The following is a 20,526-nucleotide window of genomic DNA, read 5'->3' as shown; positions in this document are numbered from 1 at the left end:
AAAGCGCGCCACCAGGTGAGCGCGCGGCGTAAAAAGATACGGTCGCGTTTCAAAAAATGCACGGTATCTGTTCGCACAGTCGGCCCGGCCGCGGGGTCGGGCGCCCGTTTCCGAACGCCCGGCCTTGGTCTCAGGCCCGCGGAGTCGCGAATGCCACCAGATGCGCGGCTTTCTCGTTCAATTCGCTCCACGGTCCCGCGAAACGCAGCAGCGCGACCCCGGATGTCGCGTACTTCTCCCGCACCCGGTCCAGCGCGTCCCCGTCCGCGCTGCCGGCCAGCGCCGAGACCAGGGTCGCGACGCCGGGGCTGTGGCCGATCAGGACGAGGGTGTCGACGTCGTCCTCGGTCTCCTGCGCCACATACAGGAGCGACTGTGCGGTGGCCTCGTAGATGCGGTCGTCGTAGGCGGTGTGCGGGCGCGGTTCGAAGGCCTTGCCCATGAGCTTCCACGTCTCGCGCGTGCGCCGCGCGGGCGAGCACACCACGCGGTCGGGGTGAACGCGCTGGCTCACCAGCCAATTGCCGATCTGCGGCGCGTCCTGCCGGCCGCGCTCCGCCAGGGGTCGTTCGACGTCGGGGACGTCCGGCCAATCCGCCTTGGCGTGCCGGACCACCACGAGTGTGCGCTGTCGCTGCGATGCCATGGAATCCAGCCTCTCAGAATTCCCGGGGCACGCACGGTGGGTCCCGGTCTTTGCCGACCGGGACCCACCGCGCTGTGACCTTGTGTTCGATTGATCGGATCGTGGCCTTCCGGCCGCGGCGTCAGCCGACCGGCGGCCTCGGGATGCGTCCTGAGCCGGACACGGCCCCGTTCCGGTCGTAGTCGTCGCCGTAGCCGTTCGCGTATCCGCCCGCCTGGCCGTACGGTGCCGCGACGGCTCCGGCCGGCACCGGCTCGCGGACGAGGTCCCGGTCGTCGTCGTCCGGCCCGGCGCCGTGCTCCATCTGCGGCAGCCAGCCCAGCCACTTCGGCAGGTACCAGTTGCGCTCGCCGAGCAGACCCATCACGGCCGGGAGCAGGATCGCGCGGATGATCGTGGCGTCCAGCAGGACCGCGACCGCGAGGCCCACGCCCATCTGCTTCATCTGCTGCATCGACAGCGTGCCGAAGACCGCGAACACCGCCACCATGATGACCGCGGCGCTGGTGACGACGCCGGCGGTGCTGCGGACGCCGTGCGCGACCGCGGACTTGGTGTCCATGCCGTTGTCGTACGCCTCGCGGATGCGGCTGACGACGAACACGTGGTAGTCCATCGACAGGCCGAACAGCACCACGAAGAGGAACAGCGGCAGCCACGAGATGATCGAGCCGGGTGCCTCGGTGCCGACCAGGAAGTCGCCGTACCCGTGCTGGAAGACGATGGCCAGCACACCGTACGCGGCACCCACCGAGAGCAGGTTGAGCACGATCGCGGTGATCGCGACGACCAGCGAGCGGAACGACGCGAGCATCAGCAGGAACGCGAACAGGAGTACGAAGCCGAACGCGAGCGGCGTGGTCTTGTCCAGTTGCGCGTTGAAGTCCTCGGTGCCCGCGACGTCACCGCTGACCGGCGCGTCCACACCCGGGACCTTCTCCAGCGTGTCCGGGATGATCTGGTCGCGCAGCTTCTCGAGGGCCTTGACGTCGTCCGCACCGGTGAACGGCACCTGGATGGCCACCAGGTCGTCGTGCCCCGGGTAGGTGCGGACGTCGATCTGGTCGGTGAACAGCACCGGGTCGGCGGCGACCTGCTCCTTCAGCGCGGCGACGGCGCTCCGGAACTCGGGGGCGTTCACGTCGTCGGCCTTCGCGACAATCTGGGCCGGCGACGGGCCGCCGGGGAACTTCGCGTTGATGTGCTGGTAGGTCTGGACGATCGAGACGTCCTTCGGCAGTTCCTTGTCGATCGGCAGCAGCGAGAGCTTCATGCCCAGCGCCGGGATGGTCAGCGCGATCAGCGCACCACCGGCGACGATCGCCCAGATCAGCGGGCGGCGCAGCACGGTGCCGAGGATCACGCCCCAGAACTTGCCGCCGTCCGGCGACGGACGGCGCATCCGGCCGAGGCCGGGGATCTTGCCGGCGTCGACCTTGTCGCCGAGCATCGACAGCAGCGCGGGCAGCACGGTGACGGAGCCCAGCATCGCGGTGAAGACGACGAGGATCGTCCCGAGCGCCATGGACTGGAACTGCTGGAGCCCGGTGAGCAGCATGCCCGCCATCGCGACCATCACCGTGACGCCGGAGATGAGCACCGAGCGGCCGGAGGTGGCGGCGGCGATCTCCAGGGCACGCTCGGGCGAGCGGCCCTTGGCGCGCTCCTCGCGCTCACGGCGGATGTAGAACAGGCAGTAGTCGACGCCGACCGCGAGACCGATCAGGAGCATCACCGACATGGTGACCTCGCTGGTGGGGACGATGCGGGTGGCGATCGCCAGCAGGCCCACCCCGGCGGCCACGAAGGCGGTCAGTGCGAGGACGACGGGCAGCAGCGCGGCGACGATGGCGCCGAACGCGATGAGCAGGATGCCGAGGGCGAGCGGGACGGCGGTCCACTCGGCGGTCTTGAAGTCCTTGTCGAAGGTGTTGCTGAACCACTTCTCCGATGTCGCGTCGCCGAGTTGTTCGACGGTGACGTCCGGGTGCGCCGACTTGCCGGCGTCGACCGCGTCGACGATCGGATCGAGCTTGTCGACGGCGTCGTCCGGGTCGCCCTTGATGTCGAACTGGATCAGGGCCGACGTCCGGTCCGCCGAGATCGCACCGTCCACGGCGGGGTCGTACGGCGAACGCACGTTCTCCACTTCGCCGGTGGCGTTGATCCGGGTGATCAGGTCCTCGACCGCGGCGCGGACCGTCGGGTCCGTCGCCGGCACGGACGTTCCGGTGACGAGGATCATCTCGCCCGCGGGGTCCTCGACCCCGGCGTCCTCGATGATCTTCTCCGCGCGTCCGGCCTCGCCCGGGGTCATGTCCCCCTCGGACAGTTCCTTCGACCCGATCATGCCCCCGATGACGACGGAGAGAACGACGAAGAGAAGCCAGGCGGCAACGGCTGTCTTGCGGTTTCTTGCACTCCATCCGCCCATTGAGGCTGCGAGATTGCGCCTGCGTGCCATGGGTTCGCTCTCCTTGTCGCGTGTGCGTACGCGGTGAAGGAACCGCCCCGAGTCGGAGGTTCCCGTGTTGTCGGTACGACGCTACGAGCAGCCGCCCGACGGTCCCATCCGGCGGACATCCGTATCCGTCGGGTGCGGACGCCCGAGTACGGGGTGGGGCTAACCCCACCACCGACGGCGGCGGCGCGGCCGGAGGAGGAGTCGACTCATAGACGTAGTGGTGGGAAAGCTACGCGGGCACGATCAAGCGACGCACATCGGTTGTCCAGGATGCGCGGAATGCGATAACAAAAGGACAAGTTGGCCCCCACACGCGCCGCACCACTCGCAACCGTCACCCGCAGACCGGGCGGCGGGACGCAGGCCCCGGCCTCGGCAAGCGCAGCGAAGAGGGCGCACGCGGCCAGGCCTCGGTCGGCGAGGAAAGCCGGCTCGCGCCTCGCTCGCCGTTGCGGCCCCCGACGCGGCGGCCGTCCCGGCGTCATGCGCGGCGGTCGGCCCGCCGTCATCGCGAGCGGAGGCGACTCCTCACGCACTCGCCCACGCGACCCGAAGGCCCGACTCGCGACGACGGCCGAGACCGCGCGGCTTCGGACCAGGGCCGCCGGGGACCGACGCGCGACGGCGAAGCAGCTCGCGCGGCACACGTCCGCGCTGCCGACCACGCGGTGCCGGCTCGCGAACGACGGTCAGGCTCGCGGAAATCCGGACGCCCGCCGTCGAGCCGTCGCGCGGGGATCGCGAGTGGGCGGGGCGTCGGCTCACGGACCGGGGGTCGGGAGCGCGAGGGATCGCGGCAGGCCCGGGTCAGCTCAGGATGGTCGCCAGGATGGCGATGAGGCCGGTGATGAGGGCCATCGCGCCGAGGATGCCCAGCATCGCGCGGCTGGCGGGCTTGTCGGGGTCCGGCGGTGCGAGCACGGGCGTCCACGTCTCGTCGCCTTTCGCGGCGAACGCGGCGGCTTCCGCTTCGGCGCGGGCCTTGCGGGCCGCCAGCTCCGCGGTGCGCTCTTGGTCCTCGCGGGCCTTGCGGGCCGCGACGGCTCGGGCGTACCGCTCCTTCGACGACTCTCCCCTGCCGGACGGCCTCGGCTCGGGCGCGGGTTGCGGCGGTGATGCGGACATGCGTCGAGTCTCGCAGACGCTCGGGCGGGGAAGGCGCGGGGGCCGCGCCCCCGGGAGCACGCACCAGCAGCACGCCCGCGGCCGTCGAGCCGACGCGGACGGTGTGGCGCGCGGGGGGATCGGCGGCAGCCGACGTCGGCCGGGAGGCACCGCCCCGACGGGCGAGCCGCCCCTCCGCACACGAGTCCGCGGGCGGGCCGGTGGAGCGCCGCCGCGTGACGAGCAGCGGCCGTCGGTGCCGCCCGGGGCATCGGGCCCCGAGCTAGGCAAAGCCTCGGGCCGGACGCGATGCGCGTCCGGCCCGATCAAGCCGAGAACCACCGTGGGCCCGCCGAAACACGGCCGCGTCCCCGCGCCGCGGGAACCCGAACTCCCGTGCCATGCCCGGCGCCCGCGGTGCGGGGCCGCGCTCCGTCGCGCCTCGACCCGGCGTCGCGCGGAGTGCTTCGCGGCGGTCAGGCGCCGATCGCGTGGAGGCCGCCGTCGACGTGCACGATCTCGCCGGTGGTCTTGGGGAACCAGTCGGACAGCAGCGCGACGACGCCGCGCGCGGCCGGCTCCGGGTCGTTGAGGTCCCAGCCGAGCGGCGCCTTCTCGTTCCATACGCCCTCGAACTTGTCGAAGCCGGGGATCGAGCGGGCCGCCATCGTCTTGACCGGGCCGGCCGAGACCAGGTTGACACGCACGTCCTGGTCGCCGAGGTACTTGGCGAGGTAGCGCGACGTGGCCTCCAGCCCGGCCTTCGCGACGCCCATCCAGTCGTAGCCGGGCCACGCGACCTGCGCGTCGAAGTCCAGACCCACGACCGACAGCGAGCCGTCCGCCGGCTTGAGCGGCAGCAGGGCGGTGGTGAGCGCCTTGAACGAGTACGCCGACACGTGCACGGCGGTGGAGACGTCCTCGAACGTCGTGTTGAGGAAGTTCCCGCCGAGCGCGTCCTGCGGGCCGAACGCGATCGAGTGCACGATGCCGTCGAGTCCGCCGACGTGCTGGCGCACGTTGTCCGCGAGCGCGTCCAGGTGCTCCTGGTTGGTGACGTCCAGCTCGATGACCGGCGCGGGCTTGGGGAGCCGGCCCGCGATGCGGTTGACGAGCGAGAGCCGGCCGAAGCCGGTGAGGACGACCTCGGCGCCTTCCTCCTGCGCGAGCCGCGCGACGTGGAAGGCGATCGAGGCGTCCGTCAGGACGCCGGTGACGAGAATGCGCTTGCCGACCAGAAGGTCACCCATGGCGTCAGTGCCCCATTCCAAGTCCGCCGTCGACGGGGATGACGGCTCCGGTGATGTACGACGCGGCGTCCGAGGCCAGGAAGCGGACCACGCCCGCGACCTCCTCGGTGCTCGCGTATCGGCCCAGTGGCACCTGGGCCAGGATCTCGGCCTTGCGGGCGTCGCCGAGGACCTCGGTCATCGCGGTGTCCACGAACCCGGGCGCGACGACGTTGGTGGTGATGTTGCGCGAACCCAGCTCGCGGGCGAGCGACCGCGCGAAGCCGACGAGGCCGGCCTTCGAGGCCGCGTAGTTGGCCTGGCCGGGCGAGCCCATGAGCCCGACGACGGACGAGATGAGCACGATGCGGCCCTTCTTGGCCCGCAGCATGCCCTTGCTCGCGCGCTTGACCACGCGGAACGTGCCGGTCAGGTTGGTGTCGACGACCTCGGCGAAGTCGTCCTCACCCATGCGCAGCAGCAGCGTGTCCTTGGTGATGCCGGCGTTCGCGACCAGCACCTCGACCGGGCCCTGGTGCTCCTCGACCTCTTTGAACGCCTGCTCGACCTGCTCGGGCTCGGTCACGTCGCAGCGGACGCCGAACAGGCCGTCGGGCGCCTTCCCGGATCGGGATGTGACCGCGACGTTGTCGCCCTCCGCGGCGAAGGCCCGCGCGATCGCCAGGCCGATGCCTCGGTTGCCTCCGGTGACCAGAACGGACCGGCTCAACGGATCACTCCTTATCGGTGTCTGCGGTGTCTGCCCGGTGCCCGCGGCGTCGGCCCCTCGGCCCCTTCAGCCCCTTCGGGCGCTCGGGCGCCGCCTCCGACGCGAACCGCGCCATGGTCCACGACCGTATCGGTCCCTCGGGATTTTGGTGGAATCGCCATCCACAAGAAGAAGCGCGTCGGCACTGTGGGAACTCGCCAACCGGCCTGTGCCGCCGTGCCTGTGGAAAACTTCCGGGCCACATCCCGTCCGCGTGATTGACTGCCCACGCAGAGCGTGCCCGGCACCCCGGAGCACCCGACGCGGCAGAAGGACAGGTGAGCTGACCCGTGCCACACCCGATCGATCCGGCGTTCACGGCGTATCCACTGCGCCGGCTCGCGGATGCCGCCCTGGAGCGGGCCCGCGAGCTGGGGGCCGCCCACGCGGATTTCCGTCTCGAACGCATCCGTGACGCGCACCTTCGGCTGCGCGACGGCCGCACCGAGATGTCGTTGGACGCGACCGACGTCGGCTTCGCCGTCCGCGTGGTGCACGAGGGCGCGTGGGGCTTCGCCGCGGGCGTGGACCTCACGGTCGACGCGGCCGTGCGGGTCGCCGAGGAGGCCGTCGCGGTGGCGCGGGTGTCCCGGGCGGTCGCCGCGGCGTCCGGGTCGGACGACCGTGTCGAGCTGGCGCCCGAGCCGGTCCACGAGGACGCGGTGTGGGTGTCGGCGTACGACGTGAACCCGTTCGAGGTTCCGGAGGCCGATCGGATCGGCCTGCTCGCCCAGTGGAGCCGCGACCTGCTGGCGGCGGACGGCGTGGACCACGTCGACGCGTCCCTCATGGCCGTGCAGGAGAACAAGTTCTACGCCGACACCGCGGGCACCACGACCACGCAGCAACGCGTGCGCCTGCACCCGCAGTTGACGGCGGTCGCCGTGAACGGCGGCGCGTTCGAGTCGATGCGCACGCTGGCGCCCCCGGTGGGCCGCGGCTGGGAGTACCTGACTGGCACCGGCTGGGACTGGAAGGCCGAACTGGCGGAGATCCCCTCGCTGTTGGCCGAGCGGGTGGCCGCTCCCTCGGTCGAGGCGGGCACCTATGACCTGGTGATCGATCCGGGCAACCTGTGGCTGACGATCCACGAGTCGATCGGTCACGCCACCGAGCTGGACCGCGCGCTGGGCTACGAGGCGGCGTACGCGGGCACGTCGTTCGCGACCTTCGACAAGCTCGGCTCGCTGAAGTACGGCTCGGAGATCATGCACGTCACCGGCGACCGCACGGCCGAGCACGGGTTGGCGACGATCGGCTACGACGACGAGGGAGTGGCCACGCAGAGCTGGGACCTCGTCAAGGACGGCGTCCTGGTCGGCTATCAGACGGACCGCAACATGGCCCGCATGCAGGGCTTCGAGCGCTCCAACGGCTGCGCGTTCGCCGACTCGCCGTCGCATGTGCCGGTGCAGCGCATGGCCAACGTCTCGCTGCGGCCCGCCGCGGAGGACCGCTCCACCGCCGACCTGATCGGGGGCGTCGAGCGCGGCCTCTACATCGTCGGCGACAAGTCGTGGTCGATCGACATGCAGCGCTACAACTTCCAGTTCACCGGCCAGCGCGCCTACCGCATCGAGAACGGCCGGCTCGCGGGCCAGGTGAAGGACTTCGCGTACCAGGCCACGACGACGGACTTCTGGGGCTCGATGGAGGCCCTCGGCGGTCCGTCGACGTACCGCTTCGGCGGCGCGTTCAACTGCGGCAAGGCGCAGCCCGGCCAGGTCGCGGCGGTGGGCCACGGGTGCCCGTCCGCGATGTTCCGGGGTGTTCGCGTGCTCAACACGGTGCAGGAGGCCGGGCGATGACCGAAGCGAAGACCGTGACCAGGCCCGGCGAGATCGTCGAGCGCGCGCTCGGACTCTCGCGTGCCGACGGCTGCGTGGTGATCGTGCGCGAGTCGACGACCGCGAACCTGCGGTGGGCGGGCAACGCGCTGACCACGAACGGGCTGACGCGGGGCCGCCAGGTGACCGTGATCGCCACCGTCGACGGCACCGAGGGGACGGCGGCCGGCGTCGTGTCGCGCAGCGGCGTGACCGTCGACGGGCTGGAGGATCTGGTCCGCGCGGCCGAGCGGGCGGCGCGGGACGCGGGCCCGGCGGAGGACGCCAATCCGCTCGTCGGCGGGACGCGGTTCGGTGCGGGCTTCGACGACGCGCCCGCGCACACGTCGATCGAGGTGTTCCGCGCGTTCGCCCCGGCGCTGGGCGAGGCGTTCGCACGGGCCCGGTCGGGCGGGCGCAAGCTGTACGGCTTCGCGCAGCACGAGATGACGTCGACGTATGTCGGCAACTCGGCCGGCCTGCGCGCCCGGCACGACCAGCCCACCGGCACGTTCGAGTTGAACGCGAAGTCCGCCGACATGAGCCGGTCCGCGTGGGCGGGGGTGGCGACGCGGGACTTCACCGACGTCGACGTCGCCGCCGCCGAGGCCGAGTTGGAGCAGCGCGTGGGGTGGGCCGCGCGGCAGGTCGACCTGCCCGCGGGCCGGTACGAGACGCTGCTGCCGCCGAGTGCGGTCGCCGACCTGATGATCTACCTGGCGTGGTCGGCCGGCGCCCGCGACGCGCACGAGGGCCGCACGGTGTTCGGCAAGCCCGGCGGCGGGACGCGGGTCGGCGAGAAGCTGTCGACACTGCCGCTGACGCTGCTGGGGGATCCGGCGTACCCGGGTCTCGCGTGTGCGCCGTTCTCGACGGCCGTGGCGTCCGGCGACGCCTCGTCGGTGTTCGACAACGGGCTGCCGCTGGAGGCGACGTCGTGGATCGCCGACGGCGTGCTGTCGGCACTGCCGGCCAACCGTTTCGCGGCGAATCTGACCGGCCTGCCCGTCGCCCCCGAGGTGGACAACCTCGTCCTGAAAAACACGGGCGCGGACCGGTCGCTCGCGGATATGGTCGCCTCGACGAAACGCGGTCTGCTGCTCACATGCCTGTGGTACATCCGCGAGGTCGACCCGCAGACGCTCCTGTTGACGGGCCTGACGCGCGACGGGGTGTACCTCGTCGAGGACGGCGAGGTCGTGGGTGCGGTCAACAATTACCGCTTCAACGAGTCGCCGGTGGACCTCCTGGGCCGGGTGACCGAGGCGGGGCGTACGGAGCGGACCATGCCCCGCGAGTGGGGCGACTACTTCTCGCGGGCGGCGATGCCGCCGCTCCGCGTACCGGACTTCAACATGAGCTCGGTGAGCCAGGCGTCGTAGCCGGCCGGTCTCCCCGGCCCTCGGCGGCCTGCTCGCGGGGCCCCGAGCGCCGAGGAGGCGTATGGACGAAAAACGCATGGTCAAGGTGTCCAAGTACCTGTCGCGAGCGCTCCGGCACCAGCCGGAGCGCCTCGGCATCACCCTTGACCCCGCGGGCTGGGTGCCCGTCGACGAACTGCTCGCGGCCTGCGCCGCACGCGGTTTCCGGATGAGCCGGGCGGAGCTGGCGACCGTGGTCGCGCGGAACGACAAGAAGCGGTTCTCGTTCTCCGCGGACGGCACGCGGATCCGGGCGAACCAGGGGCACACCGTCGCGGTCGACCTGGGGCTCGCCGCGACGGCGCCGCCGGACGTGCTGTTCCACGGCACGGTCGACCGGGTCGTCGCCGCGATCATGGCGGAGGGGCTGCGGCCCATGGACCGGCACGACGTCCATTTGTCGCCGGACCGCGACACCGCCCGCCGGGTGGGGGCGCGGCGCGGGCGGCCGGTGGTGCTGGTGGTGGACGCGGGGCGCATGCACCGGGACGGCCACGTGTTCCGGGTGTCGGACAACGGGGTCTGGCTGGTGCCGGCCGTACCGCCGCGGTACCTGCGCGACGGCACCGCCTGAACCGGGCGTCCGGACCGGTGCTCCCGGGGTTTCCCGACCGGGTCGGACACGACTCCCGCCCGGTCTTCGCCCGCCCCGGCGAGCGGCGTACCGTGGAGGCAGGAGGACCGGCTTTCGGGGTCGGCCCGGTCCGTGCGGCGTCAGGTGGGCACTGTGCTGGTCAATCGTGTACGGAGCGCCAAAGCGCCCGTCTACCGGATCAGCGGGGCGCGGAAAGGGCTGTCCGAGGACATCCGCGGGCGGCAGCGGCGCTATGTGGTGTCGATGTCGGTCCGCACGGTCTGCTTTCTGCTCGCGGTCGTGATCAGCGGGCCGGTGCGCTGGGTGATGCTGGCGGCGGCGCTGTTCCTGCCGTACATCGCGGTCGTCATCGCCAACGCGGGCCGCAAGCCGACGTCCGAGACCCCGCCGCCCGCCGTACCGCCCATGGCGCATCGCGCCATCGAGCCGCCTCCGGACGCGGTGCTGACGCACGCGGAGCGGTGCGACGTCCACGCGATGCCGGAGGACGCGTGGATCGTGCCCGACGACGCTCGCGACACCGCCGAGGACACAGCCGACATATCGGACAACCCGCCCGGCAGACGCGTGCCGGGAGACCCCTCCCGGCCGACTGACGAACCGTCAGAAGGTAACGGAAAGTAAGCTATTGGGCCGAGCGCGAAACCGTGGGGGGCGCGCGTTCGGCACCCGAAAGTGTGGCACCCAAATTCGCTCGACACGCGTTCGCGGATGGGGCTTCACGTGGGCCGTGGACGTGCCATACTTCAAAACGTGCTCCGTATCCCCCGTCGGAGCGACCGACGCGATGCCGGGCGGCTCCCCCCGTGGCTGCCCGGCATCGCCCGTGTTCGGGGCCTGTGAACGGCCGCGCGGACCGGTCTGTTCATCACACAGAGCAGCGAAAAACGCCATTCCCGGTTCGCGATTCCCATGCGGCGGAACGCGGTTGCGATACTGGGCGCATGTTCCCCCTCGAAGAGCCGGCGCGACCCATCTGTTCCGCCAAGGGCTGCCGCGCCGACGCACGGTGGGTCTTGGCGTGGAACAACCCGAAGGTGCACACCCCCGAGCGCCGCAAGACCTGGCTCGCGTGCGACGAACACCGCGAGAGCCTGGGGCAGTTCCTCGCGATACGCGGATTCCTGAAGGACACCGTCGCCTTCGACGTGTGGACCGCGGACCAGCGCGCGGCGGACACGGCGGGAAACGACGACGCGACGACGACGGACGACCAGGCCTGAGACCCGCCGGAGCGCGGCGGCGCCGGGGTGTCACCCCGTCCGCGGCGGCCTCGGACGGCGCGTCGCCGGGGCCCGAAGACCCGGGCATCGCCGTCGACGCGTGCCGGCCCGGCACGCCCCCGACGCCCGCGATGATCCGGTCGTCGGCGGTACGGATCAGCGGGCGCGGGCCGCGGGTGTCGACAACGCAACCATGACAAATGGCCCGGGTCTTCCGGCGGCGTGAGGACACCGGAAGCGGGATCCGAAGTCGGCGGGTACCGGGGCCCGCAAGGGCGGCGAACGGCGCGGCGGGGACCCGCCGACGGGCGTCGGCCGCCGATCCCAAGGCCGACGGACGGTCCGGCGGGGAGCCGCCGGCAGGTGTCAGCCGCCGATCGCCGACATCGGGCGGGCCGGCTGGAGGAATGTCGGGTCGTCGATGCCGGCGCCCGCCTTCTTGACGGCCATCGCGGCGCGCCAGCGGTCGGCGAGTTCGTCGTCGTCGGCGCCGCCGCGCAGTGCCGCGCGCAGGTCCGATTCCTCGCGCGCGAAAAGGCAGTTGCGGATCTGGCCGTCCGCCGTGAGCCGGGTCCGGTCGCAGGCCCCGCAGAACGGGCGGGTGACGGTGCCGATCACGCCGACCCGGCCGGGACCGCCGTCGACGAGCCAGCGTTCCGCGGGGGCGCTGCCGCGGGCGGCGTCGCCCTCGGGGTCCAGCCGGAACGCGGCCGACAGGTCGCGCAGGATCTCCTCCGCGGTGACCATCCGCGTGCGGTCCCAGCCGTGCTGCGCGTCCAGCGGCATCTGTTCGATGAAGCGGAGTTCGTAGCCGCGTTCGAGGCACCAGGCGAGCAGGTCGGGGGCCTCGCGGTCGTTGACCCCGCGCATGAGGACCGCGTTGACCTTCACCGGCGCCAGCCCGGCCGCCGCGGCGGCGGCCATGCCGGCGACGACGTCGTGGAGCCGGTCCCGGCGCGTGAGCGTGCGGAACCGCTCGGGGTCCAGGGTGTCCAGCGAGACATTGACGCGGTCCAGGCCGGCGGCCTTGAGGGCCGGGGCCGTCCTGGCCAGCGCGAGGCCGTTGGTGGTCACCGACTGCTTGGGGCGCGGTGTGAGGGCGGCGACGCGCTCGATGATGCCCGGCAGGCCGCGCCGCAGCAGCGGTTCCCCGCCGGTGAAGCGCACCTCGGTGATGCCGAGCCGTTCGACGCCGATGGTCACGAGCCGGACGATCTCGTCGTCGGTGAGCAGTTCCGGTCGGGGCAGCCAGTCCAGGCCCTCCGCGGGCATGCAGTAGGTGCAGCGCAGGTTGCAGCGGTCCGTGAGGGACACCCGCAGGTCGGTGGCCACCCGCCCGAAGCCGTCGACGAGGCCGCCCACCCCGGCGGCCGTGCTCGTCCCAGGGGTCGTCTCGGCGGTCATGGCGGCCTCCTCACCCCGGACCGGACCGGATCCACCGCGGTCGGGCGCGAGTCCGGATGTCGGCCCCCAGAGTACGCAGAGGGCGTACGCGTGTGATCACCCCTGTCCCGTTTTTTCCGTACGCCCGGCAAGGACACGGCGTTGCGTCGCGCGCGCGTGGCATTTGCCATAGGCCCGGAACCCTCGGGGTGGTCCGACGTGTCCCCGCCATACGAAATGATTCGGTGGGGAGGATTTCCACGTTGACTCACAATCCGCAAGACCAGGGTCCGCAGCCGGGCGGCTCACGCCACAGAGCCGGCGGCACGCCGGAGCCCGCGCAGGGCGCGCAGTATTCGGACGCCGCGCGGTATCTGGACGACGTCTGGCAGGCCAGCAGCGGGGCGCCCGCGCCGAACCCGTTCGAGTCGCCGACGCAGGTCGTCCCGGTGCAGCTGCAGCCGGCACCGGGGCAGGTGCCGGTGCCGCCCGCCCCGACCCCGGCGGCCGGTGGCGACGGGCGGGCCGACGAGCACGATTTGGGCGCGTACGCCATGGCCGCCGGCGCCGGTCGCCCGCCGGAGGGCGGCCCCGGCGGCCCCGACCAACCCGGCGCGGCCCCCGGTGGGTTCGCGGTCGGCGGCGCCGAGGGCGGCGGACCGAACCCGCCCGCCCCGGGCGGCGGCCACGGCGGCGACGAGGGGGGCCGCGCGCCGCGGCGCAACCGCCGCTCGCTCGTGGTCTGGAGCGTCCTCGGCGTGGTGCTGCTCGGCGGTGCGGGCGTGGTCGCGGCCGGCACCCTGGGCGACAACGACGACACGACGCCGAACGCGGTGAACGTCGGGACGCCGAGCCCGCTGCCGACGCCGCCGCCCGCCCCGACACCGCCGGCCACCACGGAGGCCCCGCCGACGAGCGCGGCGGCGACCAGCGCGAGCCCCACGCCGTCGGCATCGGCGTCGACGTCCCCGACCGCGTCGAAGTCGCCGACCGCGAGCCCGTCGGCGAGCGGCAAGTCGCCCACGGCCGACAAGGACAACGACGGCGTCACGGACGAGCCGGAGTCCACCGATCCGGGTGCGCTGGCCCCCGCGGCGCGCACCGCGTACGCGCAGGCGAAGAACGCGATGGCCGCCGACGGCATCACGATGACGCTCACGTCGGGGAAGCGGTCGTACCAGCACCAGAAGGAGCTGTGGGAGAAGGAGGTCCGCGACCTCGGGTCGGAGGAGGCGGCCCGCATGCGGGTGCTGCCGCCCGACGAGTCGACGCACGTCCACGGCACCGCGATCGACATCAACGTCGCCGCGCAGCCCTGGATGAAGCAGAACGGCTCGCGCTACGGCTGGTGCCAGATCTACGCGAACGAGTCGTGGCACTTCGAATACGACGCGTCGTACAAGAACCGGGGCTGTCCGTCGCTCAAGCCGCACCCGTAGAGCGGCGGTGACGCGTGGTCGCGCCGCCGTGTGGGGCCTCGTGCGGTGGCCTCACGCGGCGGGCGCGGCTCACGGCTTGTAGGGCAGCGACGGGACGTCGAAGCAGTTCGCGTCCATGTCGGGCACCTGGTCGACCCAGCCGCCCCGCCCGTTGCCGGCGGAGTCCTGCCAACGGACCGCGTTGATACACCACTTCGCGGGCCGCTGCACCTCCTCGGCGGTCAGCGGCCGGAAGTCGACCGGCACGAGCAGGCCGTGCGCGTCGTACCCCTGCGGCCGGTCGACGAAGGCCTCGACGCAGGCGCGCGTCACGTCGGCTCCGCACGACGCGATGGCGTCGGTGAGGAACCGCGCGGACGCCCAGCCCTCCAGCGTCCACTGGGACATCTTGTCCTCGCGGTCGGGGAAGTACGTGCGCATCGCCTCGCGGAACTCGGCGACCGCGGGATGCCCGACGTCCTCGTACGAACGGCTCGTGCCGGTCACGTAGATGCTGTCGCGGCAGGCCGGCGAGTCCGCGAACTCGTCCTTCACCAGGGCGTTTTGGCTCTGCACGGTGGAGACCTTCGCCTGCACCTTGAGCCCGGCGCCGTCCATCGCCTTGCACAGCAGCGAGTTGCCGCGGGTGTCGATCGAGTCGAAGACGATGTCGACGCCGCGGTTGCGCATGTCGGCCACGGCCGCGTCGAAGTTGGCGAGCGCGAAGTCCACTTGCTTGTCGAGCACGGTGTAGCCCTCGGCGCGCAGCCCGTCCGCGATGCTGTCGGCGTAACGCGCGGAATCCGCCTGGTTGTAGGAGACGACGGCGGCGGTCCGCGCGCCGAGCTTCTCCTTGAAGTACCGGTAGACCGCGGTGTTCTGGTAGAGCGTGCCGTTCCAGCCGACCTTGCCGTCGCGCGGTGCGTTGGAGCCGTAGAGGCTGTAGAGGTGCCGGTACGTGTCGTAGGCGTTGCCGACCGGGATGCCGCCGACGTCCGGCACGCCCTTGGCGCTGACGTACTCGGCACCGTCGTACTTGTAGACGCTGTTGCCGGCGAACGCGAACACCTTGTCGTCGTCGACGAGCCGGCGCGCGCACTTCTGGTTGACGAAGCCCGCGCCCTCGTCGTCGCATCCCACGACCTTGACCGTGCGGCCGTTGATACCGCCCTTGGCGTTGAGTGCCTTGAAGAACGCCTGCGCGCCGTACATCGGTCCGGAGAAGGTCTCGCCGCCGAGCAGGCCCGACGCGGTGTCGATCATCCCGACCCTGATCTCGGTGGGCGTGACGCCGACGTCCGAGGCGGTGTTGGCGTTCGGCGCGCCCCCGGCGCCCGGCGCGGGCGCGGACTGCTCGAAGTCGCTTTCCGGGAGCCGCGACCCGCACGCCGCGAGGACGAGGACCAGCGCCGCGGCGACGGCGGCGGCGACCGGCGACGGCCGGCGGGTTCGGCGGGGGTTGCTGCGCGGCATCGGGGCCTCCCGGCGCGGGGTGGGCGGGGAACGGCGCGGGGCCGCGGGCACATATCGAGCGTACGTGCCCGCGAACTCCCGCGGACGACCCGTGGCCGGCCGTCCCGGCGGGCCGGTCAGTAGTTGGCGCAGTCCGGCGGCGTGGGCGCGTTCACGTACCCGGCCAGCGTGCAGACGGTCTTCGCGCCGACCTTCCACTGGCCGTCCACCTTGACGACCGGGCCGTCGGTGGCCGGCATGCCGACCGAGCCGCCGGTGGTGTTGACGATCTCGAAGTTGACGGTGCCCGTGTCGCCGCTGACCTTCACGTCCCCGGTCTTGGCGGTGATGCTGCCGACCAGCGGGCTGCCGAGCATCGCGTCGAGCATGCCGCTCAGCTTGTCGCTGTCCTGGATGTACTGCTTGCGGTCGGCGGCGGACGCGCTGGGGTCGAACACCTTCTGGTATGCCTCGGCAGCCGCCTTCTGGTCCGCCGAGAACGTCGCGGTGTCGACCGCGCCGCCGCCCGCGGGAGCGGACTCCGGAGCGGACGCCGGGGCCGACGCCGAGGGCGTGGTCTTCGCCTCGTCGCCGTCGTCGTCATCCCCGCACCCGGCGAGCAGCAGAACGCCCGCGATCGGGAGGGCGGCCCACGCCATACGACGATTCCGCATGTCGCGCATATGTGTTCACCATCCGTTTCGTCCGGGTTCGTACCCGGTATGGATCAGCAGAAGTCAGGTCGGAGCGTACGGCACCCTTCCCCGTGCCACGTGGCCGCCGTTCGATACCGCCGACGCCCGCGCCGACGCGTCCTCGCGCATCTTGTCCCGTGCCGGGTGTCGACATGCCGCCGATACAGACCCGGTATCCATTCGTTTCGACCGGAACTAATCTGGTCCGAACGCGGGACGACCCGTCGGGACGAACGGTCAACAGGCGTCGACAGGTGAGGCGGGCCGGTGGAGGGTTCGGAGAGACGGCGCCGGTACGGCGAGGTGCGCGTCGCCGTAATACGGGACCACGGGGGGTGGATCGTCGCCCTGGTCGGCGCGGTCCTGTGCGTCCTCGGGTGGTACGGCGTCTCGGGCGAGAAGCACGAGGCGCGGCAGATCCCGTATCTCGCGTCGGCGACGGTGCCCGGCGCGGCGCTGATCGTCGCGGGCGCCGTGCTCGTCGGCGCACGGCTGCGCGCCGACGGCGGCGCGGGCTCCGACGCCGCACTGCGCCGCCAGGTCGCCGAGTTGCACGCGCTCGTCGTCGAACCGGCGGACGCGGATCCGGACTTCCCCGACCCCGCCGACAGCCCCCCGGAACGCCCCTCGGGCGGCGCGACCCGGTCGGACCTCTGGGAGGACAGAAACGCCCCCTTCGTCGCACTCCCCGCGGGTGCGCGCTACCACCGCCCGGACTGCCCGCTCGTGGCGGGCAAGAACGGCGTGCACGCGGTCGGCGCCCGGCAGGTCGCCGAACTGGACCTGCGCGCCTGCGCGTTGTGCGACCCCGACGACACCGGTGAGACTCCGGCGGCGCCGGGGGCCGCCGGTCCGCGCGCGGATCCCGACGACTGACCGATGGCGACACTCGATCTCGCCCTCGCCGGGCTGGCCGTCGGTGCGATCGCCGCGCTGGCCGCCGTCGGGCTCATCACGTCGTACCGGGCCACCGGGGTGTTCAACCTGGGCTTCGGTGGGCTGGCGATGGTCACCGCCTATCTGCTGTGGCAGCAAGTGCACGTGTGGGGCTGGCCGGTGGTGCCGTCCGCGCTGCTGGACGTGCTGGTCGTCGCGCCCGCGTTCGGGCTGCTCCTGGAACGCTTCGTCTTCCGCGGCCTCGGCCGGCGCGGTGCCGGGCCCGCCGAAACGCTCGCCGCGTCGCTGGGCGTGCTCGTGCTGCTGCTCGGCATCGCGATCCTGGTGTGGGGAACCGCGTCGCGCCTCGACCCCCCGGCGCTGTTCGACACCGGGACCATCGAACTGTGGGGCGGGGCACGGGTCTCCGAGTCGGCGCTGATCGATCTCGGCGTCGTCGTGGGGATCGCGCTGATCGTCGCGGCCGTCACCCGCTTCACGCGCTTCGGGACGCAACTGCGCGCGGTGGTGGACCGCCGCGAACTCGCCGAGCTGAGCGGCGTGGCGGCGGACCGGGTGTCGGCGGTCGGCTGGGCGTTCGGGTCGATGCTGGCCGGCCTCACCGGCATCCTGTTGGCGCCCCACCTGCGGCTCGACCCGTTCGGGCTGACGCTCCTGGTGCTGGAGACGATCGGGGTCGCGGTCGCGGCGCGCATGGCGAGCCTGCCGGTCGCGATCCTCGTCGCGCTCGCGATCGGCGTCGGGCAGAGCGAACTGACCCGCGTGCAGGTGGAGGGGCGGGCGCAGGACGTCCTCCAGGCGCTCCAGTCCAACATGTTCGTGGTGGTGCTGCTGCTGGCGCTGCTTCTGCTGCCGCGCATGGTCGAGGTGGGCGCGCGGGGGTCGCACACGCGGATCGAGGCGGGGCCGGCGCCGCGGCTGCCCGTGCTGTGGTGGGTGCCGTACCCGATCGTCCTCGCCGCACCGCTCGCGCTGGACACCGACCACCTGCGTTCCGCACAGCAAGTGCCCGCGCTGGCCATCGTGTTCGTGTCCCTGGTGATCGTGACCGGGTACGCCGGGCAGGTGTCGCTCGGGCAGGCCGGGTACGCGGGGCTCGGGGCGCTGATCGCGGCATCCCTGATGAGCGGGAAGTTCTTCGGTCTTCCGGAAGTCCCCGGCCTCGTGGCGCTGTTGCTCGGCACGCTGCTGGTGGTGCCGATCGGTCTGCTGACGGGATGGCCGGCGATCCGGCGCCGGGGCCTGGCACTTGCCCTGACCACGTTCGCGGTCGCCGTCGTGGTGAGCCGTTTCGTCTTCGCGCAGCCGGTCTTCACCTCGGGGCTGCGGCTCGACCACCCGTGGCCGTTCACCGGCGAACGCTCGTTCTACATCCTGGAGTTGGTCTGCCTCGGCGGGACGCTCCTGGTGGTCCGGCGGCTGCGCACCGGCCGCTTGGGCCGCATGCTGGTCGCGACACGGGACAGCGAGGGCGGAGCGGCGGCGTCCGGGATCGACGTACCGGGCCTCAAGGTGTTCGTGTTCGCGGTGAGCGCGGGTGTGGCGGCCTTGGGCGGGGCGCTGCTGGGCATGGGCGGGCGGGCGTTCGACGCGCAGTCGTTCGATCCGCTGATGGGTCTGATCTGGTTCGCGGCCGTGGTGGTCTTCGGCGTCGACAGCGCGGCGGGGGCGGTGTTGGCGGCGGCGCTCATCGTCGGCCTGGACAGCAGCACCCGGGCCGGTGTCTCGACGATCGTCATCGGCGCGGGCGCCGTGCTGCTGTCGCGTATGCCGGGCGGCGTGCTCGCCACCGCGCGCCGGGCGCTCGCCCCCGTCCCCGCCGGGGACTCGGCCCCGGCGCGCCCGGTCCGGCCGACCGCCACCGGGCGCGCGCTGCGCCGATCCGTCCGGGCCCGCACCGCGGCCGACGCGCGTACCGGAGCCGGATCATGACGGCGCGTCAGGGTCCGGGGCCGGTGTTGCGGGCGGACGGCCTCGTCCGCCACTTCGGCGGGTTGCGGGCGGTCGACGGCGTGGACGTGGAGGTTCCTCCGGGACGGGTCACGGCGGTGATCGGCCCGAACGGCGCGGGCAAGAGCACGTTGTTCCACTGCCTCGCGGGGGCGCAGCGCCCGGACGCGGGCCGTATCCGGTTCGGCGACCGGGACATCACGCGCCTCGCCGACCATCGGCGCGCCCGGCTCGGCATCGCCCGCACGTTCCAGGTCGTGTCCGTTTTCGCGACCCTGACGGTGGCCGACAACCTGCGCGTCGGCGCGGAGAACCGCGCGGGGACACGGGCCACCGCACGGCTGTTCGGGCTGCCCGAGGCGGGGCGCGCGGACGACGCCGTCGAGGACGCGCTCGCGCGGGTCGGCCTCACGGCGCTGCGCGACGTCCCGTGCGGCCGGCTCCCCACCGGCACCTTGCGGTTGGTGGAACTGGGCCGGGCGCTGGCGTCGCGCCCGTCCGTGCTGCTGCTCGACGAGCCGGCGAGCGGCCTGGACGACGCGGAGACCGACCGGCTGCGGACGCTGCTGCGCGCGCTGGCCGACGAGGGCCTGGCGGTGCTGCTCGTCGAACACGACATGGCCCTGGTGTTCGGGGTCGCCGACACGGTGCACGTGATGGCCGCCGGACGGGTCGTGGCGTCCGGGCCGCCGGAGCGGGTGCGCACCGACGCGGCGGCCCGGGCGGCGTACCTCGACCCCGCGACCGGCGACGGGGGCGCGTCCTGATGCCCGTCTCGATCGCGCTGCACGACGTGCGCGTGCGCTACGGCCCGGTGGAGGCCCTGCACGGGGTCAGCCTGGCGTTCCCCGCGCGGGCCGTCACGGCGGTGCTCGGCCGCAACGGGGCCGGGCGCTCGACGCTGTTGCGCACGGTCGCCGGGTTGGTGGCGCCGTCGTCCGGGCGGATCGTGTGGGACGGCCGCGACATCACGCGGCGTACCGTGTCCGAACGCGCCCGCGACGGCCTGGCGTTGATCCCGGACGGGCACGGTGTCTTCGCGGGTCTGCCGGTCCGCGACAACCTGCGGGTGTTCGCGGGCGGCGACGCGGTCGATCCGGCGCTCGACGCGTTCCCGGTGCTGCGCGAGCGCCTGGGTCGGCGCGCCGGGACGCTGTCGGGTGGCGAGCAGCAGATGCTCGCGGTGTCGCGTGCGCTGCTGCGGCCGTCGCGCGTTCTGCTGCTCGACGAACTGAGCCAGGGCCTCGCGCCGCGCGTGGTGGCGCGGTTGTACGAGGTCGTCGGCGAACTCGCGGCGAGCGACCGGACCGTCGTCCTGGTCGAGCAGTACGCCGGGGAGGCGCTGCGGCGGGCGGACGCGGCGTACGTGCTGCGCCGGGGCCGGGTGGCGTTCGCCGGGGAGCCCGGCGAACTCCTCACCGGGGCGGACGCGTCGCTGTTCGAGTGACGGCCGG

General features: G+C 72.6%; 18 protein-coding genes. 10 read left to right on the top strand and 8 right to left on the bottom strand.

Features of this window, described 5'->3' with window-relative positions:
• Positions 1-130: 130 nt before the first annotated feature.
• From LO772_RS25515 to fabG, 5 genes are all read right to left on the bottom strand, one after another.
• Positions 131-646, bottom strand: coding sequence for a SixA phosphatase family protein (locus LO772_RS25515; protein ID WP_231774373.1), 516 nt, complete (start codon positions 644-646; stop codon positions 131-133).
• Between the two features lie 121 nt (positions 647-767).
• Positions 768-3,110 carry an MMPL family transporter gene (locus LO772_RS25510; protein ID WP_231774372.1) on the bottom strand — a complete coding sequence of 781 codons (2,343 nt, stop codon included), beginning with the start codon at positions 3,108-3,110 and terminating at the stop codon, positions 768-770.
• An 807-nt stretch (positions 3,111-3,917) separates the two neighbouring features.
• Entirely contained in the window at positions 3,918-4,235 is a 318-nt protein-coding gene (locus tag LO772_RS25505; RefSeq protein ID WP_231774371.1) for a hypothetical protein, read from the bottom strand.
• A 455-nt stretch (positions 4,236-4,690) separates the two neighbouring features.
• Positions 4,691-5,464, bottom strand: coding sequence for an enoyl-ACP reductase FabI (gene fabI, locus LO772_RS25500; RefSeq protein WP_231774370.1), 774 nt, complete (start codon positions 5,462-5,464; stop codon positions 4,691-4,693).
• Between the two features lie 4 nt (positions 5,465-5,468).
• Entirely contained in the window at positions 5,469-6,173 is a 705-nt protein-coding gene (gene fabG, locus LO772_RS25495) for a 3-oxoacyl-[acyl-carrier-protein] reductase (protein ID WP_231774369.1), read from the bottom strand.
• A gap of 329 nt (positions 6,174-6,502) precedes the next feature.
• On the opposite strand from fabG, the gene LO772_RS25490 reads away from it, so the two are divergent.
• The 5 genes from LO772_RS25490 (at position 6,503) to LO772_RS25470 (ending at position 11,277) form a co-directional block, all read left to right on the top strand.
• On the top strand, positions 6,503-8,020 hold the full coding sequence (locus tag LO772_RS25490) for a TldD/PmbA family protein (RefSeq protein ID WP_231774368.1): 1,518 nt from the start codon (positions 6,503-6,505) through the stop codon (positions 8,018-8,020).
• Positions 8,017-9,420 (top strand): metallopeptidase TldD-related protein, encoded by a 1,404-nt coding sequence (locus tag LO772_RS25485; protein WP_231774367.1) that lies wholly within the window; start codon positions 8,017-8,019, stop codon positions 9,418-9,420. Before LO772_RS25490 ends, LO772_RS25485 begins: the two co-directional genes overlap by 4 nt.
• Before the next feature lie 61 nt (positions 9,421-9,481).
• Positions 9,482-10,033, top strand: a complete 552-nt coding sequence (locus LO772_RS25480) for an RNA 2'-phosphotransferase (RefSeq protein ID WP_231774366.1) — start codon at positions 9,482-9,484, stop codon at positions 10,031-10,033.
• A gap of 153 nt (positions 10,034-10,186) precedes the next feature.
• The gene (locus LO772_RS36105; RefSeq protein WP_331717267.1) at positions 10,187-10,678 is read left to right on the top strand and encodes a DUF3099 domain-containing protein; all 492 of its coding nucleotides are present in this window, start codon (positions 10,187-10,189) and stop codon (positions 10,676-10,678) included.
• 320 nt (positions 10,679-10,998) lie between these two features.
• On the top strand, positions 10,999-11,277 hold the full coding sequence (locus LO772_RS25470; RefSeq protein ID WP_231774365.1) for a hypothetical protein: 279 nt from the start codon (positions 10,999-11,001) through the stop codon (positions 11,275-11,277).
• Positions 11,278-11,643: 366 nt separating this feature from the next.
• Here the strand turns inward: LO772_RS25470 and moaA are convergent, their stop codons facing one another.
• Positions 11,644-12,681, bottom strand: coding sequence for a GTP 3',8-cyclase MoaA (gene moaA, locus LO772_RS25465; RefSeq protein WP_231774364.1), 1,038 nt, complete (start codon positions 12,679-12,681; stop codon positions 11,644-11,646).
• A gap of 242 nt (positions 12,682-12,923) precedes the next feature.
• Between moaA and LO772_RS25460 the strand changes: the two genes are divergently transcribed.
• Entirely contained in the window at positions 12,924-14,099 is a 1,176-nt protein-coding gene (locus tag LO772_RS25460; RefSeq protein ID WP_231774363.1) for a D-alanyl-D-alanine carboxypeptidase family protein, read from the top strand.
• Between the two features lie 69 nt (positions 14,100-14,168).
• Here the strand turns inward: LO772_RS25460 and LO772_RS25455 are convergent, their stop codons facing one another.
• Together LO772_RS25455 and LO772_RS25450 are read right to left on the bottom strand one after the other, a co-directional pair.
• The gene (locus tag LO772_RS25455; RefSeq protein ID WP_231774362.1) at positions 14,169-15,551 is read right to left on the bottom strand and encodes an ABC transporter substrate-binding protein; all 1,383 of its coding nucleotides are present in this window, start codon (positions 15,549-15,551) and stop codon (positions 14,169-14,171) included.
• A 116-nt stretch (positions 15,552-15,667) separates the two neighbouring features.
• Complete coding sequence (locus tag LO772_RS25450; RefSeq protein ID WP_231774361.1) at positions 15,668-16,189, bottom strand: hypothetical protein; 522 nt, start codon at positions 16,187-16,189, stop codon at positions 15,668-15,670.
• A 303-nt stretch (positions 16,190-16,492) separates the two neighbouring features.
• On the opposite strand from LO772_RS25450, the gene LO772_RS25445 reads away from it, so the two are divergent.
• Genes LO772_RS25445 through LO772_RS25430 form a run of 4 tightly spaced genes read left to right on the top strand, consistent with a single transcriptional unit; the run spans position 16,493 to position 20,519 of the window.
• The gene (locus tag LO772_RS25445; protein WP_231774360.1) at positions 16,493-17,101 is read left to right on the top strand and encodes a hypothetical protein; all 609 of its coding nucleotides are present in this window, start codon (positions 16,493-16,495) and stop codon (positions 17,099-17,101) included.
• Positions 17,102-17,104: 3 nt separating this feature from the next.
• The gene (locus tag LO772_RS25440; protein ID WP_231774359.1) at positions 17,105-19,054 is read left to right on the top strand and encodes an ABC transporter permease; all 1,950 of its coding nucleotides are present in this window, start codon (positions 17,105-17,107) and stop codon (positions 19,052-19,054) included.
• The gene (locus tag LO772_RS25435) at positions 19,051-19,839 is read left to right on the top strand and encodes an ABC transporter ATP-binding protein (protein ID WP_231774358.1); all 789 of its coding nucleotides are present in this window, start codon (positions 19,051-19,053) and stop codon (positions 19,837-19,839) included. The genes LO772_RS25440 and LO772_RS25435 overlap by 4 nt, the downstream gene beginning before the upstream one ends.
• Positions 19,839-20,519, top strand: a complete 681-nt coding sequence (locus LO772_RS25430) for an ABC transporter ATP-binding protein (protein WP_231774357.1) — start codon at positions 19,839-19,841, stop codon at positions 20,517-20,519. Before LO772_RS25435 ends, LO772_RS25430 begins: the two co-directional genes overlap by 1 nt.
• Positions 20,520-20,526: the final 7 nt, after the last annotated feature.

Origin of the sequence: Yinghuangia sp. ASG 101 (assembly GCF_021165735.1) — a bacterium.
GTDB lineage: Bacteria > Actinomycetota > Actinomycetes > Streptomycetales > Streptomycetaceae > Yinghuangia.
Note: the sequence above shows the minus strand (reverse complement) of the source record. Positions and strands in the feature narration are given on the sequence as shown.